16 protein-coding genes, 1 tRNA gene and 1 pseudogene are annotated in these 21,118 nt (G+C 69.0%); 9 read left to right on the top strand and 9 right to left on the bottom strand.

Features of this window, described 5'->3' with window-relative positions; all coding sequences use genetic code 11:
* The first annotated feature begins 77 nt into the window (after window positions 1–77).
* The 6 genes from ACZ5TL_RS11700 (at window position 78) to ACZ5TL_RS11675 (ending at window position 7,699) form a co-directional block, all read left to right on the top strand.
* Window positions 78–941, top strand: a complete 864-nt coding sequence (locus tag ACZ5TL_RS11700) for a trypsin-like serine protease (RefSeq protein ID WP_468589272.1) — start codon at window positions 78–80, stop codon at window positions 939–941.
* 1,040 nt (window positions 942–1,981) lie between these two features.
* Window positions 1,982–3,211, top strand: a complete 1,230-nt coding sequence (locus tag ACZ5TL_RS11695; protein WP_468589546.1) for a branched-chain amino acid ABC transporter substrate-binding protein — start codon at window positions 1,982–1,984, stop codon at window positions 3,209–3,211.
* A 139-nt stretch (window positions 3,212–3,350) separates the two neighbouring features.
* On the top strand, window positions 3,351–4,280 hold the full coding sequence (locus tag ACZ5TL_RS11690) for a branched-chain amino acid ABC transporter permease (protein WP_468589271.1): 930 nt from the start codon (window positions 3,351–3,353) through the stop codon (window positions 4,278–4,280).
* Between the two features lie 4 nt (window positions 4,281–4,284).
* Window positions 4,285–6,090, top strand: a complete 1,806-nt coding sequence (locus ACZ5TL_RS11685; protein WP_468589270.1) for a branched-chain amino acid ABC transporter permease — start codon at window positions 4,285–4,287, stop codon at window positions 6,088–6,090.
* 5 nt (window positions 6,091–6,095) lie between these two features.
* Complete coding sequence (locus ACZ5TL_RS11680; protein ID WP_468589268.1) at window positions 6,096–6,986, top strand: ABC transporter ATP-binding protein; 891 nt, start codon at window positions 6,096–6,098, stop codon at window positions 6,984–6,986.
* A complete protein-coding gene (locus ACZ5TL_RS11675; protein ID WP_468589267.1) occupies window positions 6,983–7,699 on the top strand; it encodes an ABC transporter ATP-binding protein in 717 nt (238 codons plus the stop codon). The genes ACZ5TL_RS11680 and ACZ5TL_RS11675 overlap by 4 nt, the downstream gene beginning before the upstream one ends.
* Window positions 7,700–7,788: 89 nt before the next feature.
* On the opposite strand, the gene ACZ5TL_RS11670 is transcribed toward ACZ5TL_RS11675, so the two are convergent.
* Window positions 7,789–8,445, bottom strand: coding sequence for an ANTAR domain-containing response regulator (locus tag ACZ5TL_RS11670; RefSeq protein WP_468589265.1), 657 nt, complete (start codon window positions 8,443–8,445; stop codon window positions 7,789–7,791).
* A 101-nt stretch (window positions 8,446–8,546) separates the two neighbouring features.
* Here ACZ5TL_RS11670 and ACZ5TL_RS11665 point away from each other — a divergent pair.
* Window positions 8,547–8,630, top strand: a tRNA-Leu gene (locus ACZ5TL_RS11665).
* Window positions 8,631–8,715: 85 nt separating this feature from the next.
* On the top strand, window positions 8,716–9,504 hold the full coding sequence (locus ACZ5TL_RS11660; protein WP_468589264.1) for a helix-turn-helix domain-containing protein: 789 nt from the start codon (window positions 8,716–8,718) through the stop codon (window positions 9,502–9,504).
* A gap of 7 nt (window positions 9,505–9,511) precedes the next feature.
* Here ACZ5TL_RS11660 and pyk read toward each other — a convergent pair whose 3' ends face one another.
* A complete protein-coding gene (pyk, locus tag ACZ5TL_RS11655; RefSeq protein ID WP_468589262.1) occupies window positions 9,512–10,948 on the bottom strand; it encodes a pyruvate kinase in 1,437 nt (478 codons plus the stop codon).
* 156 nt (window positions 10,949–11,104) lie between these two features.
* Window positions 11,105–11,809, bottom strand: a complete 705-nt coding sequence (locus ACZ5TL_RS11650) for an SIMPL domain-containing protein (protein ID WP_468589261.1) — start codon at window positions 11,807–11,809, stop codon at window positions 11,105–11,107.
* Window positions 11,810–11,970: 161 nt separating this feature from the next.
* On the opposite strand from ACZ5TL_RS11650, the gene ACZ5TL_RS11645 reads away from it, so the two are divergent.
* Window positions 11,971–13,779 (top strand): bifunctional metallophosphatase/5'-nucleotidase, encoded by a 1,809-nt coding sequence (locus ACZ5TL_RS11645; RefSeq protein ID WP_468589545.1) that lies wholly within the window; start codon window positions 11,971–11,973, stop codon window positions 13,777–13,779.
* A 13-nt stretch (window positions 13,780–13,792) separates the two neighbouring features.
* On the opposite strand, the gene ACZ5TL_RS11640 is transcribed toward ACZ5TL_RS11645, so the two are convergent.
* The 6 genes and pseudogenes from ACZ5TL_RS11640 to ACZ5TL_RS11615 form a co-directional block, all read right to left on the bottom strand.
* Complete coding sequence (locus tag ACZ5TL_RS11640) at window positions 13,793–15,232, bottom strand: lysine N(6)-hydroxylase/L-ornithine N(5)-oxygenase family protein (protein ID WP_468589260.1); 1,440 nt, start codon at window positions 15,230–15,232, stop codon at window positions 13,793–13,795.
* Entirely contained in the window at window positions 15,229–16,629 is a 1,401-nt protein-coding gene (locus ACZ5TL_RS11635; protein WP_468589258.1) for a pyridoxal phosphate-dependent decarboxylase family protein, read from the bottom strand. The genes ACZ5TL_RS11640 and ACZ5TL_RS11635 overlap by 4 nt, the downstream gene beginning before the upstream one ends.
* Window positions 16,630–16,805: 176 nt before the next feature.
* Window positions 16,806–17,051, bottom strand: a pseudogene (locus tag ACZ5TL_RS11630) (zinc ribbon domain-containing protein); the annotation flags it as partial.
* Window positions 17,052–17,413: 362 nt separating this feature from the next.
* On the bottom strand, window positions 17,414–19,939 hold the full coding sequence (gene pepN, locus ACZ5TL_RS11625; protein ID WP_468589257.1) for an aminopeptidase N: 2,526 nt from the start codon (window positions 19,937–19,939) through the stop codon (window positions 17,414–17,416).
* A 67-nt stretch (window positions 19,940–20,006) separates the two neighbouring features.
* On the bottom strand, window positions 20,007–20,555 hold the full coding sequence (locus tag ACZ5TL_RS11620; RefSeq protein WP_468589255.1) for a response regulator: 549 nt from the start codon (window positions 20,553–20,555) through the stop codon (window positions 20,007–20,009).
* 127 nt (window positions 20,556–20,682) lie between these two features.
* The gene (locus ACZ5TL_RS11615) at window positions 20,683–21,033 is read right to left on the bottom strand and encodes a chorismate mutase (RefSeq protein ID WP_468589254.1); all 351 of its coding nucleotides are present in this window, start codon (window positions 21,031–21,033) and stop codon (window positions 20,683–20,685) included.
* Window positions 21,034–21,118: the final 85 nt, after the last annotated feature.

The raw sequence follows: 21,118 nt of genomic DNA, 5'->3' as shown, positions 1-21,118 counted from the left end.
GCGGCCGCCCCCGCACGCTTCACTGACGCTCCCCCCCCCCACAGGAGAAAACCCGCCCACCCGCAGAAGGGTTTCTCTTGACCTCCGTACGCGCCGTCGCCGTCACCGCCGCGGCCTGCGCCACCGTGCTCGCCACCGCACTGCCGTCCTCCGCCATCAACTCCTACAACGCCGCGCCCGCACCCGAACGCACCGAGGTCGGCGCGCTCGTGGCCACCTGGGACGACGACGGCGACCCCGCCACCCCCGACCGGGTCGACTGGGTCTGCTCCGGCACCATGATCGACGCGGACACCTTCCTGACCGCCGCGCACTGCACCTCCGACTGGCCCGACAACGTGCGCTTCTTCGTGTCCCTGGACCAGGACGTGCAGTCCGGCCTCGACGCCGCGGCGAAGAAGCACCCGGCCGCCCAGGCCGCCGCCGTCGCCGTCCCGGGCACCGCCCACACCCACCCCGGCTACCCCGGGCCCGCCTCCGACACCCGCGACATCGCCGTGATCCAGCTGCCCGCCGCCGAGGTCAAGGCCCGCTGGACCTTCACCCCGGCCACCCTGCCCACCGCGAACCAGCTCGGCCGACTCGGCCCGCAGTCCCTGAGCGCCACCGACTGGCTCGTCGCCGGCTACGGCACCCAGGAGGCCGTCAACGGCCCCGGCGGCCAGACCCACCCCGGCGGCGGCGTCCGCATGAAGGCACCCGTCACCTTCAACGCCCTCAACCACTCCTGGGCCCGGCTGGCGATGACCGCGCCGCAGGGCAACGGAGGCGCCTGCTACGGCGACTCCGGCGGCCCCAACTTCGCCGTGATCGGCGGGAAGAGCATCCTCGCCGCCACCACCATCACCGGCGACACCCCCTGCTACGCGACCAACGTGACGTACCGGCTGGACACCCCCGGCGCCCGCGCCTTCCTCTCGCCGTTCGTGAAACTGCCGTAGCCCCAGTCGCCGTTCGCGAAACCGGCGTAGCCCGCTCGCCGTTCATGGAGCTGCCGCAGCCCCGCGCCGGCGGTCGCACGGCTGACGGCCGCACGGCACGACCGACCGCCCCGCCGGCATCGCGCACCGCGCGGAACGGCGGGGCCGTCCTCCTTCCCCGCCCCGGCCGCACCGTGCCGTCCCCCCGTGAGGCTGCGGTCACAACCGGCATCGGACTCGTCGAACCGGCCAACTCCGCTCAAACACAACAGACTTCGGACATCATCCGCACCGCCGCACCGCCGCACCCCCACCGCCGCACCGAGCCTCGCCAACCCCACCCCGGGCCCCCGAGGCCGCCCCTCGCCCCCCTGCTCCCTGGCCCGTCAACGTCACAGCCTGACACCACCCCGGCCTCGCCGAGCCCTCAGACCCTCCTGGTCGACCAGGCCGGATCCGGTTCGTCGTGACTGCGAACCACGACCGGCCCCACCGTCACGCTCCGGACCACCGGCACCCCGTACGCCGGACTCACCGCCCGCACCGTCCCCGGTCCCGCCCTCACGCACCGGCCGGCACTACCCGTGGAGTCACCGTGGAGTCACCTTGAAAATCACCATTCCCGGCCGCTCGGAACTCCCCCCGAAACGCGGACCATCCCCTTCTCGGCGTAACGCTCCGTAACATTCGCGCAATGCGGCAGCAGCACAGTTTCAGCTTCGGCCGCGCCTTCTCCCGGGACCTATTCGATCTCGTCCGCGCCGCATGCGCCCCGCCGACCGCATGATCTCAGCCACGCCCAACCGGAAGTGCGCGTTCTCAGAATGCGGACCTCGACGAAAAGCCACCAAACCCACCGAGAGAGACCGCCGCCCAGACCGGGCATCCACCCCGTCATAACAAGAAAGTCACAAGGAAGCCCGCGCCGCTGCCGCTGCCCATACCCCGGGCTTAGAGTCACGGCCAGTCACCGCTCCATCGGGAGTTCGGTACCAGCGCGGCACTACCCCCCAACCAGGGCGGGCCTGCCTGTGAAAGGACTGATTGTGCGACAGCGTTCCTTGGTGATTCTTACCTCCGTTCTCACGACCGGAGCTCTGACTCTCACCGCCTGCGGCTCCCGAGACGACAGCGGCGACAAAGGCGGAGACAGCGGCAGCAGCACGACCCTGACCATCGGCGTCGACGCCCCCCTCTCCGGCGAGAACTCCACCACTGGCCTCGGCATCCAGTACGGCGCACAAATAGCCGTCGACGACGCCAACAAGAACAACTGGGTCCCGGGCGTCACATTCAAGCTCCAGCCCCTGGACGACAAGGCACAGCCCGCCACCGGCCAGACCAACGCCACCAACCTCGTCGGCAACAAGACCGCCGTCGGCGCCGTCGGCCCGCTCAACTCCGGCGTCGCCCAGACGATGCAGCAGGTCTTCGCCTCGGCCAACATGGTCCAGATCTCCCCCGCCAACACCGCCCCCGAACTCACCCAGGGCAAGAACTGGCAGACCGACAAGAAGCGTCCGTTCAAGACGTACTTCCGTACCGCCACCACCGACGAACTCCAGGGCAGCTTCGCCGCCGGCTACGCGTACAACGGCCTCAAGAAGAAGAAGGTCTTCGTCGTCGACGACAAGCAGACCTACGGCGCCGGCCTCGCGAAGATCTTCAACGAGCAGTTCAAGAAGCTCGGCGGCGAGGTCGTGGCCACCGACCACGTCAACACCGGCGACAAGGACTTCGGCTCCCTCGTCACGAAGATCAAGAACTCCGGCGCCGACCTGCTCTACTACGGCGGCCAGTACGACGAGTCCGCACTGATCACCAAGCAGCTCAAGGACGCCGGCGTCAAGATCCCGCTCTTCGGCGGCGACGGCATGTTCGCCTCCACCTACATCGAAGCCTCCGGCAAGGCCTCCGAAGGCGACCTCGCCACCGCCATCGGCGTCCCCGCCGACACCCTGCCCGCGGCCAAGCAGTTCATCCAGACCTACAAGGACAAGGGCTACAAGGGCGACTACGGCTCCTACGGCGCCTACGCCTACGACGCCACCACCGCCATCATCAAGGCCGTCAAGGCCGCCGCCGACGCCAACGGCGGCAAGGTGCCCACCGACATCAACGACCTCCGCTCCAAGGTCGTCGAGGGCGTCCAGAAGTCCGACTTCGAAGGCCTCACCGGCAAGGTCTCCTTCGACGAGTACGGCGACACCACCAACAAGCAGCTGACGGTGTACCAGGTCGAGAAGGGCGCCTGGAAGGCCGTGGAGACCGGCACCGCCGACCTCCAGTAGTTCCGGCCCCCAGCACGCCGCACCACGGGCCGCGCGGAAGGACGACCCCGACCGCGCGGCCCGTTCGCACACCCCCACACAGCACGCGACCACGCACACATCCAGTGCACACCACCACCAGCGACATGGAGGCCGCGCGGTGAACACCCTGCCGCAGCAGCTGGCCAACGGGCTGCTTCTCGGCTCGATGTACGGGCTGATCGCCATCGGCTACACGATGGTGTACGGCATCGTCCAGCTCATCAACTTCGCGCACGGCGAGATCTTCATGACCGGGGCCTTCGGCGCCCTCACGGTCTACTTCTACATCCTCCCCGACGGCACCTCGATGGCCCTCGCCGTACCCCTGATGCTCCTCGGCGGCGCACTCGTGGCCATCCTCATAGCCGTCGGGGCGGAACGGTTCGCCTACCGGCCACTGCGCGGAGCACCACGCCTGGCACCCCTCATCACCGCCATCGGCCTCTCCCTCGCCCTCCAGGAGGTCGTACGCAACTTCTACCCCGGCGCCGACCGCGCCCGCGCATTCCCCGGCCTCGACACCACCCACGACATCGGCTCCGTCACCATCAAGGACGCCGACATCTTCCTCATCCTCGCCGCCGTCACCTGCATGGCCGCCCTCGCCTTCTTCGTCCGCCGAAGCCGCACCGGCCGCGCCATGCAAGCCACCGCCCAGGACCCCGACACCGCACAGCTCATGGGCATCGACACCAACCGCATCATCGTCATCGCCTTCGCCATCGGCGGCTTCTTCGCCGCCGTCGCCGCCGTCGCCTACGGACTCAAGTACGGCAACGTCGACTACCGCATGGGCTTCCTCATGGGCCTCAAGGCCTTCACCGCGGCCGTCCTCGGCGGCATCGGCAACATCTACGGCGCCATGCTCGGCGGCCTCGTCCTCGGCATCGCCGAAACCCTCGCCTCCGCCTACATCGACGAGATCCCCGGCATGCAGCAACTCGGCGGCCAGAGCTGGGCCAACGTCTGGGCCTTCTGCCTCCTCATCCTCGTGCTCCTCTTCAGGCCACAGGGCCTGCTCGGCGAGCGCGTCGCGGACAGGGCGTGATCACATGACCGAGACGACCAAGACCCCCGCCCCGGACGCCACGCCCACCCCGCAGCACGGCCTCATACCGCTGCCCGCCGCAACCGCCCGCCCCCTGCTCCTCGCCGGCGGCATCGCCACCGCGGCCTCCGCGTTCCTCGCCTGGACCTGGACCGCCGAATTCCCCGGCAAACTCACCATCAACGGCTACCCCGGCGGCCTGCAATGGCTCACCTTCACCGCCGGCATCCTCACCACACTCTTCACGCTCGCCGCCCACGGCACCCGCGGCCTCAGCTGGCTCGTACCCGCCCGCAACAACGCACCCCTCGTACTCACCGCACTCGGCGGCTTCAGCGTCACCTGGTTCACCGTCATCGCCATCAGCGCCGAACTCGGCGGTGTCGTCAACCTCGAACCCGGCGGCTGGATCGCGGCCATCGCCTCCCTCCTGCCCGTCCTCGGCGCCTTCGCCCTCCCCCAGGAGCGCACCACCACCGACAGCACCAAAGAAACCCTCAAGGCCTACATCGCCAAGCCCGACCGCATCCCCGCCCCCCAGGCCACCGCGTCCTGGATCCAGCGGGCCGTGATCACCGTCGTCACCATCATCGGCCTCGGCGTCTTCACCTACGGCATCGACACCGAATACGGCGAACTCTTCGTCGGCTACCTCTTCGTCGTCACCTTCACCGTCTGGGCGCTGCACACCGCCGGCCTCCTCGACCGCTTCTCCGCACTCGTCGCCGGCAACCGCAGCTTCACCCTCGCCATGGGCTTCGCCGCCGCCATCGCCTTCCCCTTCACCCAGACCGACGACCACTACGCCAACATCGGCGTCAACATCCTCATCTTCGGAACCGTCGCCCTCGGCCTCAACATCGTCGTCGGCCTCGCCGGACTCCTCGACCTCGGATACGTCGCCTTCCTCGGCGTCGGCGCCTACACCGCCGCCCTCGTCTCCGGCTCCGAGTTCTCCACCATCTCCGGCGTCCACCTGCCCTTCTGGGCCTCCGCCCTCACAGGCGCCGCCGCCTCCCTCGTCTTCGGCGTCCTCATCGGCGCCCCCACCCTGCGACTGCGCGGCGACTACCTCGCCATCGTCACCCTCGGCTTCGGAGAGATCTTCCGCATCGCCGTCAACAACCTGGACGGCCAGTCCGGACCCGACGTCACCAACGGCCCCAACGGCATCCCCGCCATCCCCGACCTGAAGCTCTTCGGATTCAACCTCGGAGAAGCCCACACCATCGGCGGATTCACCCTCGGCCGCTTCGCCAACTACTACCTCCTGATGGTCCTCATCATGGCCATCGTCGTCCTCGTCTACACCCGCGCCGCCGACTCCCGCATCGGCCGCTCCTGGATCGCCATCCGCGAGGACGAGACCGCCGCCACCGCCATGGGCATCAACGGCTTCCGCGTCAAGCTCGTCGCCTTCGCCCTCGGCGCCACCCTCGCCGGCCTCGCCGGCACCGTAAGCGCCCACGTCACCTACAGCGTCGTCCCCACGCCCTACCAGTTCGCCGGCTCCACCCCGCCCAACTCCGCCTTCCTCCTGGCCGCAGTCGTCCTCGGCGGCATGGGCACCGTCGCCGGCCCCCTCCTCGGCGCCGCCCTGCTCTACCTCCTCCCCGAGAAGCTCGTCTTCCTCCAGGAGAAGTCACTCCTCGCCTTCGGCATCGCACTCGTCCTGCTGATGCGCTTCCGCCCCGAAGGCATCATCGCCAACCGCCGACGCCAGCTCGAATTCCACGAGACCGGCCAACTCGACGTACCCCAACAGACCACGCTGACCGACGAACCGGCCGTCACCAAGGCGGGGGCATAGCCACGATGACCACACAGCCCACACCCGTACTCGAAGCACGCGGCGTCACCATGCGCTTCGGCGGACTCACCGCCGTACGCTCCGTCGACTTCACCGTCAACGCCGGCGAGATCGTCGGACTCATCGGCCCCAACGGCGCCGGCAAAACCACCTTCTTCAACTGCCTCACCGGCCTCTACGTCCCCACTGAAGGCACCGTCTCCTACAAGGGCACCGTCCTTCCCCCCAAACCCCACCTGGTCACCCAGGCCGGCATCGCCCGCACCTTCCAGAACATCCGCCTGTTCGCCAACATGACGGTCCTCGAAAACGTCCTCGTCGGACGCCACACCCGCACCAAGGAAGGCCTCTGGTCCGCCCTCCTGCGCGGCCCCGGCTTCAAGAAAGCCGAACGCAACAGCGAGGAACGCGCCATGGAACTCCTCGAGTTCATCGGGCTCGCCCACAAGCGCGACCACCTCGCCCGCAACCTCCCCTACGGCGAACAGCGCAAGCTCGAGATCGCACGCGCCATGGCCTCCGAACCCGGCCTCCTCCTGCTCGACGAACCCACCGCCGGCATGAACCCCCAGGAGACCAGGGCCGCCGAGGAACTCGTCTTCGCCATCCGCGACAAGGGCATCGCCGTCCTCCTCATCGAGCACGACATGCGCTTCGTCTTCAACCTCAGCGACCGCGTCGCCGTCCTCGTCCAAGGCGAAAAACTCGTCGAAGGCACCCCCGACACCGTCCAGGCCGACGAACGCGTCGTCGCCGCCTACCTCGGCGAACCCTTCGAAGGCGCCCCCGGAGAAGCCGAAGCCGCCGAGGTCGAGGCCGCCGAAGCAGCCGCCGACGCGCCCAGCACCACCAGCAGCACCAGCAGCACCAGCAGCGCCAAGGGAGAAGCCCAGTGACCGCACTCCTCGAGGTCGAAGACCTCCGGGTCGCCTACGGCAAGATCGAAGCCGTCAAAGGCATCTCCTTCAGCGTCGAAGCAGGCCAGGTCGTCACCCTCATCGGCACCAACGGCGCCGGCAAGACAACCACCCTCCGCACCCTCTCCGGCCTGCTCAAGCCCACCTCCGGAAAGATCCTCTTCGACGGCAAACCCCTCAACGGCATCCCCGCCCACAAGATCGTCGCCCTCGGCCTCGCCCACTCCCCCGAAGGCCGCCAAATCTTCCCCCGCCTCACCATCGCCGAGAACCTCCAACTCGGAGCCTTCCTCCGCAAGGACAAAGAAGGCATCGAAAAGGACATCCAGCGCGCCTACGGCCTCTTCCCCATCCTGGGCGAACGCCGCAAGCAGGCGGCGGGGACACTGTCGGGTGGTGAGCAGCAGATGCTCGCCATGGGCCGCGCCCTCATGTCCCAGCCCAAACTCCTCATGCTCGACGAGCCCTCCATGGGCCTCTCCCCGATCATGATGCAGAAGATCATGGCAACGATCTCGGAGCTGAAGTCCCAGGGCACGACCATCCTCCTCGTCGAACAGAACGCCCAAGCCGCGCTCTCCCTCGCCGACCAGGGCCACGTCATGGAAGTCGGCACCATCGTCCTGTCCGGAACAGGACAGGACCTGCTGCACGACGAATCAGTACGAAAGGCCTACCTGGGCGAAGACTGAAAACCGGCCCGTACGCAAAGAGGCCCGCCCCCTTACCAAAGGGGAGCGGGCCTCTTGATCTGCTTGATCTGCTTGATCTGCTCGCAGCCTCAGCCCTTGCCGGTCTTCTTCTCCTCGGCGTCCTGAATGACCGCCTCCGCGACCTGCTGCATCGACATACGACGATCCATCGACGTCTTCTGAATCCACCGGAACGCGGCCGGCTCACTCAGCCCGTACTCCGTCTGCAGGACCGACTTCGCCCGATCCACCAGCTTCCGCGTCTCCAGCCGCAGCGTGAGGTCCGCGACCTCCTTCTCCAGCTCCCTCAACTCGGTGAACCGCGAGACGGCCATCTCGATCGCCGGCACGACATCCGTCTTGCTGAACGGCTTCACCAGATAGGCCATGGCACCCGCGTCCCGGGCCCGCTCCACGAGGTCGCGCTGCGAGAACGCGGTCAGCATCAGCACCGGCGCGATGCTCTCCTCCGCGATCTTCTCCGCCGCGGAGATACCGTCCATCTTCGGCATCTTCACGTCCAGGATCACCAGATCGGGCCGGTGCTCACGCGCCAGCTCCACGGCCTGCTCACCGTCCCCGGCCTCACCGACGACGGTGTACCCCTCCTCCTCCAGCATCTCTTTGAGATCGAGCCGGATCAGGGCCTCGTCCTCGGCGATGACGACCCGCGTCGTCATCGGAGGCACGTGCGACTTGTCGTCTTCAGGCACGTCAACAGGCTGGGGCGACTCGGGGGCACTCACGTGGGCTCCTCGTTACGGGGCAGGGCCGGTCTGCTCCCAAGAGCGTACCTAGCTGCAGCGTGCTGCGGTCACCCGGTACACTTCCCACAGTTCCACCGCCTGCCCGGTTGGAGGAATCTGGTCAGACTCGCGGTGCTCAAACCACCGTGCCTTCGGGCATGTGGGTTCGAATCCCACACCGGGCACAACATCAATAAGTGGAGGATCACGTTCGCGTGGTTCTCCGCTTTTTGCTGCTCGCAGTCGCGATCAGTGACGCACAGTGCTCGTATGGACGTCCACGGCACTGATGTACGACAGAAAGCCCTCGTTCTGTTGCGCGGCGGCGCGAGGAACGCTGACGTGGCCCGCAGGCTCAACGTACCGCTGGGGACCATCGGCTACTGGAAACACCTGGACCGGGCGAAACGCGGCGAGTGCCCCGGCAGGCACGATCCGAAGTGCCCCCGCTGTGACGGGCGTGATCTCGACGAGCCCGCCTACGCGTATCTGCTCGGCCTATATCTCGGCGACGGCCATATCAGCCACTACTCGGAGCATCGAGTGCCGAACCTCATGATCTCCTGCACAGAGACATGGCCGGGGCTCATGGATGCCTGCGAAAAAGCCATGCGTGCCGTCTTCCCCGAAAACTCCGTCTGCCGTGTCCGCAAGACCGGTTGCCGCAATGTGAAGGTCTACTCGAAACATCTGCACTGCCTTTTCCCCCAGCACGGGCCCGGCAAGAAGCACGAACGCCGCATCGCCCTCGATCCCTGGCAACAGGTCATCGTCGACAACCACCCCTGGGAGCTCATCCGCGGACTCATCCACTCCGACGGCTGCCGTATCACCAACTGGACGACCCGCATGGTCGCCGGCGAGCGCAAGCGCTATGAGTATCCCCGGTACTTCTTCACCAACGTCTCCGATGACATCCGGCGGCTCTACACCGACACCCTGGACAAGCTCGGCGTCGAGTGGACGCACTGCACCCGCAACGGCAACCCGTTCAACATCTCCGTCGCCCGCAAAGCCTCCGTGGCCCTCATGGACGCCCGCGTAGGGCCCAAGTACTGATGACGCCCTACCGCGGGTCGTCGGCCTCGCCGATGTGGTGGACGCGGACCATGTTCGTCGAGCCGGAGACGCCGGGAGGGGAGCCGGCCGTGATGACGACCGTGTCGCCCTCGCGGCAGCGGCCGTGGCGCAGGAGCAGTTCGTCGGCCTGGGCGGCCATCGCGTCGGTCGACCCGACCTCCGGGACGAGGAACGTCTCCACGCCCCAGGTGAGGCTGAGCTGGGAGCGGGTGGCCTGGTCGGGGGTGAAGGCGAGGAGGGGGATCGGGGAGCGGTAGCGGGAGAGGCGGCGGGCGGTGTCGCCGGACTGGGTGAAGGCGACAAGGAAGCGGGCGCCGAGGAAGTCGCCCATTTCGGCTGCTGCCCGGGCCACGGCTCCGCCCTGGGTGCGGGGTTTGTTGCGTTCGGTGAGCGGGGGGAGTCCTTTGGCGAGGACGTCTTCTTCCGCGGCTTCGACGATGCGGGCCATCGTGCGGACCGTTTCGGTCGCGTGTTTGCCGACGCTGGTCTCGCCGGACAGCATGACGGCGTCCGTGCCGTCGATGACGGCGTTGGCGACGTCGGAGGCTTCGGCGCGGGTGGGGCGGGCGTTGTCGATCATCGAGTCGAGCATCTGGGTGGCGACGATGACGGGTTTGGCGTTGCGTTTGGCGAGTTTGATGGCGCGTTTCTGGACGATCGGGACTTGTTCGAGGGGCATTTCGACGCCGAGGTCTCCGCGGGCGACCATGATGCCGTCGAAGGCGGCGACGATGTCGTCGATGTTTTCGACGGCGTGGGGTTTTTCGATTTTGGCGATGACGGGGAGGTGGCGGCCTTCTTCGTCCATGATGCGGTGGACGTCCTGGATGTCGCGGCCGGTGCGGACGAAGGAGAGGGCGATGGTGTCGGCGCCGGTGCGCAGGGCCCAGCGGAGGTCGTCTTCGTCTTTTTTGGAGAGGGCGGGGACGGAGACGGCGACGCCGGGGAGGTTGAGGCCTTTGTGGTCGGAGATGACGCCGCCTTCGATGACCTTCGTGTGGACGCGGGGGCCGTCGATGTGGGTGACTTCGAGGCAGACTTTGCCGTCGTCGACGAGGATGCGTTCGCCGGTGGTGATGTCGTCGGCGAGGCCGGCGTAGGTGGTGCCGCAGGTGGTGCGGTCGCCTTCGATGCCTTCTTCGACGGTGATGGTGAAGGTGTCGCCGCGTTCGAGGAGTACGGGGCCTTCGGTGAAGCGGCCGAGTCGGATTTTCGGGCCTTGAAGGTCGGCGAGGATGCCGACGCTGCGGCCGGTTTCGTCGGCGGCTTTGCGTACGTGGTGGTAGCGCTCCTCGTGTTCGGCGTGTTCGCCGTGGCTGAGGTTGAGGCGGGCTACGTCCATTCCGGCGTCGACCAGGGCTTTGATCTGGTCGTAGGAGTCGGTGGCGGGCCCCAGGGTGCAGACGATCTTTGCTCGGCGCATGGGGTGAGCCTATGAGTTACCGACTGGTAGGGAATTGGTCGTGGGTGACTGCTCGACAGACTTTGTGTGAAGCGTTATGGACAAGTGTTGAATTGTGCGGTGGGGCGCTCCGATGAGCACCCCGGGGAATTCGGTCGGGTTTTCGGAATGGGCCGGCTACAGCTGTGGCGGCACCATCGTGAAGCGGGCGTTGATCTGGGCGTGGACGTGCTGGCGCTGGGGTTCGAGGTCGAGGGGGGCGGGGGCGTCCTCGGCGTAGGCGGCGGTGCGCATGCGGCCGGGGGCCTGAAGGTGGGCGGGTGGGGTGTTCTCGGTCCCGATGTCGGCGAGTTCGACGAGGGCGGAGAGGGTGGTGCCGAGTGCCTCGGCGTATTCGCGGGCGCGTTGGACTGCTTCGTGTACGGCTTTTTTGCGGGCGTCGCGGTGGGCGGGTGAGTCGGGGCGCAGGGCCCACCAGGGGCCGTCGACGCGGGTGAGTTCGAGGTCGGCGAGGCGGGTGGTGAGTTCGCCGAGGGCGGTGAAGTCGGTGAGTTCGGCGGTGACGTGGACGTTGCCGTGGTAGGTGCGGACGCGTTCGCCGCGGCCGTGTTTGAGTTCGGGGGTGATGGAGAAGGCGCCGGTCTCGAGGCGTTCGACGGCGTCGCCGTAGGACTTGACGAGGTCGAGGATGTCGGCGTTGCGGCGGGTGAGGTCGTCGAGGGCGGAGCGGCGGTCGCGGCCGCGGGCGGCGACGGTGATGCCGATGCGGGCGATTTCGGGGTCGACTTCGAGGTGGGCTTCGCCGCGGACGGCTATGCGGGGGGCGTCGGGTGTGCCGTAGGGGACGGCGGGCTGGGTGGCGTCTGTGGTGGGGGTGGTCATACGTCCTACTCTGTCATGTCTTGGCTGGCCGCAGGGGTGGAGTGGGGGCTCTGAGTCATCAGATCGCAACCTGCTGGGTCTGTTGCGGCCGGTCGTGGCCGGGTCAGAATCTACGCGCGTTATCTACGCGCGTCGTTCACAGATTCCGCGAGGAGCCAGACATGCCGTTGAACCGCCGGAAGTTCCTGGAGAAGTCCGCCGTGACCGGGGCGGGGGTGGCGCTGGCCGGTGCGGTCACGGCGCCGGGTGCGCAGGCAGCCGAGGCTCGGGTCGGCGCCGGGCGGCGGGAGAAGCGGTACGCGTTCACCGTGATGGGGACGACGGACCTGCACGGCAACGTCTTCAACTGGGATTACTTCACGGACAGGGAGTTCGACGACAAGGCCCACAACGATGTCGGCCTGGCGAAGGTGTCGACGCTGGTGAACCGTGTCCGTGCGGAGAAGGGTCGCCGCAACACGCTGCTGATCGACGCGGGTGACACCATCCAGGGCACGCAGTTGTCGTACTACTACGCGAAGGTCGACCCGATCACCGCCGTGGGCGGCCCGGTGCACCCGATGGCGCAGGCGATGAACGCCATGGACTACGACGCGGCCGCGCTCGGCAATCACGAGTTCAACTACGGCATTCCGGTGTTGCGGAAGTTCGAGCAGCAGTGCCGTTTCCCGTTGCTGGGGGCGAACGCGCTGGACGCGAAGACGCTGCGGCCGGCTTTCGCGCCGTACAGCATGCACCGGTTGCGCACGCCGTTCGGGCGGGATGTGAAGGTGGCGGTGCTGGGTCTGACCAATCCGGGTATCGCGATCTGGGACAAGGCGAACGTGCAGGGGAAGATGACGTTCCCGGGTCTGGAGGAGCAGGCGGCGAAGTGGGTGCCGAAGCTGCGGTCGATGGGTGCGGACGTGGTCATCGTGTCGGCGCACAGTGGTTCGTCGGGGACGTCGTCCTACGGTGACCAGTTGCCGTACGTCGAGAACGCGGCCGGGCTGGTGGCGGAGCAGGTGCCGGGGATCGACGCGATCCTGGTCGGACACGCGCACACGGAGATTCCCGAGTACTTCGTGACCAACAAGGAGACCGGCAAGCAGGTCGTGCTGTCGGAGCCGCTGAAGTGGGGGCAGCGGCTGACGCTGTTCGACTTCGAGCTGGTGTGGCGCAGGGGCCGCTGGGCGGTGGAGAAGGTGGGCGCGCAGGTTCTGAACTCCAACACGGTGGAGGAGGATCCGAAGATCGTCGGGCTGCTCTCGGACGAGCACGAGAAGGTCGTGGCGTACGTCAATCAGGTGATCGGCACGAACGCGGCGGAGATGACGTCGGCCGAGGCGCCGTACAAGGACGTGCCGATCATCGACCTGATCAACCACATCCAGGCGGACACGGTGAGGCAGGCGCTGGCGGGTGGGGAGCATGCGGCGCTGCCGGTGCTGTCGCAGGCGGCGTGTTTCTCGCGGTCCGCGCGGATTCCGGCGGGCGAGGTGACGATCCGGGATGTGGCGGGGCTGTACGTGTTCGAGAACACGCTGGAGGCGCGTCTGATGACGGGCGCCCAGATGAAGGCGTATCTGGAGTTCTCGGCGGGTTACTTCGTGCAGACGGCGCCGGGTGATCCGGTGGATCCGGCGAAGCTGACGAACGCGAACGGCACGCCGGACTACAACTACGACGTGGTGAGCGGTCTGTCGTACGAGATCGACATCGCGAAGCCGGCTGGTTCGCGGGTGACGGATGTGCGGTTCGAGGGGGAGCCGCTGGCGGATGATGCGAGGTTCGTGTTCGCGGTGAACAACTACCGGGCCAACGGCGGCGGGAACTTCCCGCATGTCGCCGCGGCCCCGTTGCTGTGGTCGAACTCGGAGGAGATCCGCAACACCATGATCGCCTGGGTGAAGGCGAAGGGGGCGATCGTTCCGGCCGAGTTCGCGGCGGTGGACTGGAGGCTGACGCGGAACGGTACGCCGGTGTTCTGAGCCGCGGGCTTCGTCACCTTCGGTCGACGAGCGGGGTGAGTGCGGGTGCTTCGCGGGGCGGCGGGACGTGCCGGCGCTGGGTGAGGCCGAAGGTGGTGAAGGCGGTGCGGCGCGGGAGTCGGTATGTCTCGCTGCCGGTGAGGGAGTTGAGGATGATCGCGCCGCGCCAGGCGGCGAGGCCGAGGTCGGGGGCGCCGATGCCGTGGGTGTGGGTTTCGGCGTTCTGGACATAGACGGTGCCGGTGACGGACGGGTCGAGGATGAGGCGGTAGTCCTCGTCGATGCGCGGGCGTTCCTGGCTGTCGCGGCGCATGTAGGGGTCGAGGCCGGCGAGGATGCGGTCGAGGGGGCGTTCGCGGTGGCCGGTGGCGAGGACGACGGCGTCGGTGGTGAGGCGGGTGCGGCTGGCCTGGAGGCTGTGCTCCAGGTGTAGTTCCACTTGGGTCATGGCGACGCGGCCGGCGGTACGGACGCGGACGCCGGGGGTGAGGACGGCGTCGGGCCAGCCGCCGTGCAGGGTGCGGCGGTAGAGCTCGTCGTGGATGGCGGCGATGGTGGCGGTGTCGATGCCCTGGTGCAGTTGCCACTGTCCGGCGACGAGCCGATCGCGGGCGGCCTCGGGCAGGGCGTGGAAGTAGCGGGTGTGGTCGGGGGTGAAGTGTTCCAGGCCGAGCTTGGAGTATTCCATGGGGGCGAAGGCGTCGGTGCGGCCGAGCCAGTGCAGTTTCTCGCGTCCGGCCGGCCTGTTGCGGAGGAGGTCGAGGAAGATCTCGGCGCCGGACTGTCCGATGCCGACGACGGTGACGTGTTCGGCGGTGAGCAGGGCGGCGCGGTGGTCGAGGTAGTCGGCGGCGTGCAGGACGGGCACGCCGGGGGCGTCGACGAGGGGTTTGAGGGGGTCGGGGACGTAGGGCTCGGTGCCGATGCCGAGGACGACGTTGCGGGTGTAGGTCCGGCCGAGGGCTTCGGCTTCTCCGTCGGTGTCGAGCTGGGTGAAGTCGACTTCGAAGAGGTCGCGTTCGGGGTTCCAGCGGACGGCGTCGACCTGGTGGCCGAAGTTCAGGCGGGGGAGGCTTTCGCTGACCCAGCGGCAGTAGGCGTCGTACTCGGCGCGCTGGATGTGGAAGCGCTCGGCGAAGTAGAAGGGGAAGAGCCGTTCACGGGACCTGAGGTAGTTGAGGAAGGTCCAGGGGCTGGTGGGGTCGGCGAGGGTCACCAGGTCGGCGAGGAAGGGGACTTGGATGGTGGCGCCTTCGACGAGTAGTCCGGTGTGCCAGCCGAAGGTGGGGTGCTGGTCGTAGAAGACGGTGTCGAGGTCGCTGAGGGGGTGGGCGAGGGCGGCGAGGGAGAGGTTGGCGGGGCCGATGCCGATGCCGACGAGGTCGCGGGGGGCGTCGGGTGCGTGGTGGGGGTGGGGGTGGGGCATGGGAGTGGGGGTGGGGTCGGGGTTCATCGGGGGGTGTGTCCTTCCGCGAGTGTCGCTCGGCGTTCTGCCACGAGGTGCAGCAGGGCGGCCAGGTCGTCGGGCCGGGTGGCGGGGTTGAGGAGGGTGGCTTTGAGCCAGAGCCGGCCGTCGAGGCGGGTCCGGCCGAGGGCGGCTTGGCCGTCGGTGAGGAGTGCGCGGCGTACGGCGGCCACGGTGGCGTCGGTGTCGCCCGTGGGGCGGAACAGCACGGTGCTGATGGCGGGCGGGGCGTGCAGTTCGAAGCCGGGGTGCTCGCGGACGAGGGCGGCGAGCTGCCGGGCTTGGGTGCAGACCTGGTCGACGAGTGTGCCGAGGCCGTCGCGGCCGAGGGTTTTGAGGGTGGCGGCGATTTTGAGGACGTCGGGGCGGCGGGTGGTGCGCAGGGAGCGGCCGAGCAGGTCGGGCAGGCCGGCTTCGGTGTCGTCGGCGGCGTTGAGGTAGTCGGCGCGTTGCCGCAGGGCGGCGAGGTCGCGGGAGTCCTTGACGGCGAGGAGGCCGGCGGCGATGGGCTGCCAGCCGAGTTTGTGCAGGTCGAGGGTGACGGTGTCGGCGGCGTGGAGTCCGCCCAGCGCGGCGCGGTGCCGGGCGCTGAAGAGGAGGCCTCCGCCGTAGGCGGCGTCGATGTGCAGCCGGGCGCCGTGGGCTGTGCAGTGGGCGGCGATCTCGGGCAGCGGGTCGATGAGTCCGGCGTCGGTGGTGCCGGCGGTGGCGGCGACGAGCAGCGGTCCGGTCAGGCCGGTGAGGGTCTCGCCGAGCGTGGTGGGGTCGATCGTGCCGCCGGGGGCGTCCATGATGACGGGTTCGGGCAGTCCGAGCAGCCAGGCGGCGCGCGGCAGTGAGTGGTGGGCGTTGGCTCCGGTCACGAGCCGTACGGTTTTGCCGTGTGCCTCCCGGGCGAGGAGCAGGGCGAGTTGGTTGGACTCGGTGCCGCCGGTGGTGATGAGGGAGTCGGGGGTGGCGTTCGGCCCGGGCGAGTGGATCTCGCGGGCCAGTGTCCCCGCGACCATCGCCTCCAGTTCCGATGCGGCCGGGGCCTGGTCCCAGGAGTCCAGGGACGGGTTGAGGGCGGAGGCGGCGAGGTCGGCGGCGGTGGCTACGGCCAGGGGCGGGCAGTGGAGGTGGGCCGCGCAGTGGGGGTGGGCCGGGTCGGCGGCGCCTTCCGCGAAGGCGTGGACCAGGGTGTGCAGGGCGTGCGGGTCGCCGTGGTCGGGGAGGATGTCCCCCACCGCTGCGCGCAGCCGCGCGGCGACCGTGTCCGGCCCGCCGGCCGGCAGGGGCCCGCCGCGTGCCCGGGCGCCGGCTTCGAGCGCTTCGAGCACGGTGTCGAGCAAGGGCCGCAGGGCGCGGGGGCCTTCGGGGCCTGAGGCGAGGGGCGGCGTGCTCATGGGCTGACCTCCGGGGGCGTGGGGCGGCACGCCCGAAGAGCCCAACGACCCAACCCGGGTGGAGGTATTTCGGTACGGGGGTCTCAGTTCGTCAACTTGACCCGGCCCTAAAAGACCGGGCTTGGAGGTAGTGCCCAACTGGCTGCTGGGGTGGACTCCTCCGTCCAGGCACCCCGTTATGGGGTGGCAGGGACGCGTGACTCACGCCCCGCATTCCACACGTTCCCGCCACGGGTGGCGATGTTGTGGGAAGCATTCCGGTCGGCGTGGGCAACGACCCCGCACCCCCGGCAGATGAAAAGCCCCTGGTCGACACGGTTGCGCTTGTCGACGTGGCCGCACTCGGCGCACGTCTGCGACGTGTACGCGGGATCAACGAAGACCTCTTGTGCCCGGTGGCGGGCGGGGCGGCCGGCGCGCCGCATCGGTGATCGGGCTTGCGCCGCTCGGCCGGATGTTCCGTGTCCGCGGGCCTGCCTCTCGGCCGGCCGCGAGGCCGACGGCGGGGGCGCCCCGCGCGCACGGTCGTGCATCTCCGCCGGCCGTGAGGCCCGCGGCCCGATCACCATCCGCCAGGCCCGCGACCCGATCGCGCCTTCAGGCCCGAAAGCAGGCCAGGCAGCCGACCCACCGCATCGGTGACCGGGCCGGGCCCAACGCCCACGGCCCTGCGTCTCCGCCGACCGCCAGGCCCGCGGCCCGGTCACCCCCTCATGCCCGGAATCAGGCCAGGCAGCCGGCCCGCCGTATCGGCGGTCGGGTCGGGCGCTGCGTGTTCGGGGTCCTAGTTCTTCTCGGCGCCCTGTACGCGCAGTGCCCGCTTCAGGTCGTCCAGTTGGTCGACCAGTTTGCGGTGCAGTGACGGGTTCGGTCCGCCGCCGCTGAGGCATTCCTCGCCGAGGCGGAGGTTGTCCGTGTCGACGGCGTGTGCGGGGAAGGCCCAGCGTCCGGCGGCGTCGGCGATGGCGGGGCCGCGGCGGTCGGCGACGGCGACCGCGTCGGCGTAGTAGCGGGGTACGTACTCGCGTACCAGGTCGGCCTGTTCCGGCTGCCAGAAGCCCTGGGCGGTGGCGGTGAAGAGGTAGTTGGACAGGTCGTCGGAGCCGAACATGGCCTGCCAGGCGCGGGCCTTGGCCTCGGGATCGGGCAGGGCGGCGCGGCAGCGGGCGGCGCCCTCCTGGCCGGTGGCGCTCGGGTCGCGTTCCAGTTCGGCGGCGATGGCGGTCTCGTCGGTCGCGCCGAGGACGGCGAGCCTGGCGAGGACGCGCCAGCGCAGTTCGGGGTCGAGTTCGGGGCCGCCGGGGACGGTGCCGTCGGCGAGCCAGGCGGCGATGGTGTCGGGGTGGGCGGCGGCGTCGATGCGGTGGCGTACGGCGATCAGGCGCAGGCCGGGGTTGTCGCCGTCCTCGGTGCGGCGGATGAGGTCGCGGCACAGTTCGGACAGGGTGGCGAGCGCGGCGGGCCGCTCCTCGGGGGTGAGGTAGCGGTCGGCGATGTGTGTGGAGGCGAAGGCGAGTACGCCTTGGACGATGGCGAGGTCCGTTTCGAGGGGGAGGTGGGCCCGGGCGGTCTCCAGGTAGGCGGCGGGTGCGAGTTCGCCGTCGCGGACGGCGTCGCGCAGGGCGTTCCAGACGACGGCGCGGGTGAGTGGTTCGGGCAGGCCGGACAGTTCCTTGCGGACGGTCTCGAAGGACTCGGGGTCGAAGCGGACCTTGGCGTAGGTGAGGTCGCTGTCGTTGAGGAGGAGCAGGGCGGGCCGCTTGCCGATGGGGTGGGGGGCGTTCTGCGGGAGGTCGAGGTGGAGGCGTTCGCGCAGGACGAGGTGTCCGCCGTTGTCTCCGAGGTCCCGGTCGTAGAGGCCGACGGCGACGCGGTGCGGGCGGCTGCCGGTGTGGTCGGTGGTGAGGGTGCAGGTGCCGTGCTCGCCGGGGGTGATGCGGGGGGTGAGGGTGTCGACGCCGGTGGTGCGCAGCCAGGCGTCGGCCCAGGCGTGGACGTCGCGGTCGGTGGCGCCGGCGAGGTTGTCGATGAAGTCGGCGAGGGTGGCGTTGCCGAACTGGTGGCGGGCGAAGTGGGCGTTGATGCCGGCGAGGAAGTCCTTCTCGCCGAGCCAGGCGACCAGTTGCCTCAGGGCGCTCGCGCCCTTGGCGTAGGAGATGCCGTCGAAGTTGAGCAGGGCGGAGGCGGTGTCGTCGACGGCTTCGGGGGCGACGGGGTGGGTGGAGGGGCGCTGGTCGGCGTCGTAGCCCCAGGATTTGCGGGTGACGCCGAAGTCGGTCCATGTGTCGGTGCCCCACTTTCTGGGGGGAGTCCCGCCGGAGCCGCCGAGGGGCGCCTCGGTGAGGGTCTGGTAGCCCATGTACTCGGCGAAGGACTCGTTCAGCCAGATGTCGTCCCACCATGTGAGGGTGACGAGGTCGCCGAACCACATGTGGGCCATCTCGTGGGCGATGACCATGGCGCGGGTCTGCCGTTCGGTGTCGGTGACGGCGGAGCGGTAGACGAACTCGTCGCGGAAGGTGACCAGGCCCGGGTTCTCCATGGCGCCGGCGTTGAACTCGGGGACGAAGGCCTGGTCGTAGGAGTCGAAGGGGTAGGGCGTGTCGAACTTCTCGTGGTAGCGGTCGAAGCACGCGCGGGTGACGTCGAGGAGTTCGTCGGCGTCGGCGTCCAGGTAGGGGGCGAGGGAGCGGCGGCAGTGCAGTGCGAAGGGCAGGCCGCGGTGTTCCGTCTGTACGGAGTGCCAGGGGCCGGCGGCGACGGCGACGAGGTAGGTGGAGATGAGTGGGGTGGGCGCTGCCCGCCATACGCCGTCGGTCTGTTCGGTGACGCCGTTGGCGAGGACGGTCCAGTTCCGCGGGGCGTGGACCGACAGTTCGAAGACGGCTTTGAGGTCGGGCTGGTCGAAGGCGGCGAAGACGCGCTGGACGTCGTCCAGGAACAGCTGGGTGTAGACGTAGGTCTCGCCGTCGGTGGGGTCGGTGAAGCGGTGCATGCCCTCGCCGGTGCGGGAGTAGCGCATCCGCGCGTCGACGCGCAGTTCGTGCTCGCCGGCGGTGAGGTTTTTAAGGGGGAGCCGGTTGCCGTCGAGGGCTTCCGGGTCCAGGGGCTGTCCGTCCAGGGTGGCGGTGCGCAGTTCGGCGGGCTTGACCTCGACGAAGGTGTCCCCGTCCGCGCGGGCGCTGAACCTGATCAGGGTGCGGGAGTCGAAGGTCTCGTCCCCGCCGGTCAGGTCGAGTTCGATCGTGTAGCGGTGGACGTCGAGGAGCTCTGCTCGGGCCTGCGCTTCGTCGCGCGTCAGTACGGACATGCAGGACATGCTGCCTGATGGCGTCGGCATGGCACAGAGGCGGATCGGTACGTGCCCAATGTCCGGTCTAGGTGCGGTCCTTTTCGAGCTCCCCGGCGTGCGCCCCGGGTCGCTGGAGGGGTACGTGCGCGTCGGGGTGGGGCAGTGCGGGGCGCGGGGGGTGTGCGGCGGATTCGGGGTGCTCCCGGACGAAGGTGCGCAGGCGGCGTACTTCCCGTTCCAGGGCGAGGTGGTGCTGGTGGGCGTCGTAGAGGTAGCGGACCTTGGTGCGCAGGGCCCAGGGGTCGACGGGTTTCAGGACGAGGTCGGCGACTCGGAGTCCGAAGGCGGTTGTGGCCAGTTCGTGGTCGGCGCCGAAGCCGGTGAGGAGGATGACGGGGATGTGCTGGGTCTGTTCGACGCGGCGCATGTAGCGCACGACTTCCAGGCCGCTGACGCCGGGCATGCGCACGTCGAGCAGGAGCAGGCCGACCTGGCCGCGGAGGACCTGCTTGAGTGCTTCGTCGCCGCTGGTGGCCCGGCTCAGCCGGTAGCCCAGTGGGGCCAGGGCGCTCTCCAGCGCGTACAGCGTGTCCTCGTGGTCGTCGACGATGAGGATCCTGGTTTCCGACGGCATGGCCCGACGCCCCCTCCCTCGTGGAGGACCAGAGTAGTCCGGGACGCTGACGCGCAGTGCTCGTCAGCTGACATGCTGTGCACAGCGCAGCATGCACCGGCCTGGGCGCCGTGTCACTCCCCCGAGGTCAGTTACCGGTGGTCGCGGAGCCGTTGAGTGCCTCGTCCGCGATGCGTTCGTGGTGGCGGATGACTTCGCCCACGATGAAGTTCAGGAACTTCTCGGCGAAGGCCGGGTCCAGCTTGGCGTTCTCGGCGAGCGCGCGCAGCCGGGCGATCTGGCGGGCCTCGCGGGCCGGGTCGGCGGGCGGCAGCTGGTGTCGGGCTTTGAGGTGGCCGACCTGCTGGGTGCACTTGAAGCGCTCGGCGAGCATGTGGACGACGGCGGCGTCGATGTTGTCGATGCTGTCGCGCAGCCGTGCGAGCTCCTCGCGGACGGCCGGGTCGACGTCAGCGGAACCGGTGTTGCTGGTGGTCATGGGTCGTCAGCCTACGGGGAGCGGGCCCGGCGGCCGCAGGCCGTCTCACGACTCGGCCGGACCTCACGACTGGGCCGGACCTCAC

Source organism: Streptomyces sp. NPDC033136, assembly GCF_055578235.1.
This window is presented reverse-complemented; position numbering and strand designations above follow the sequence as displayed.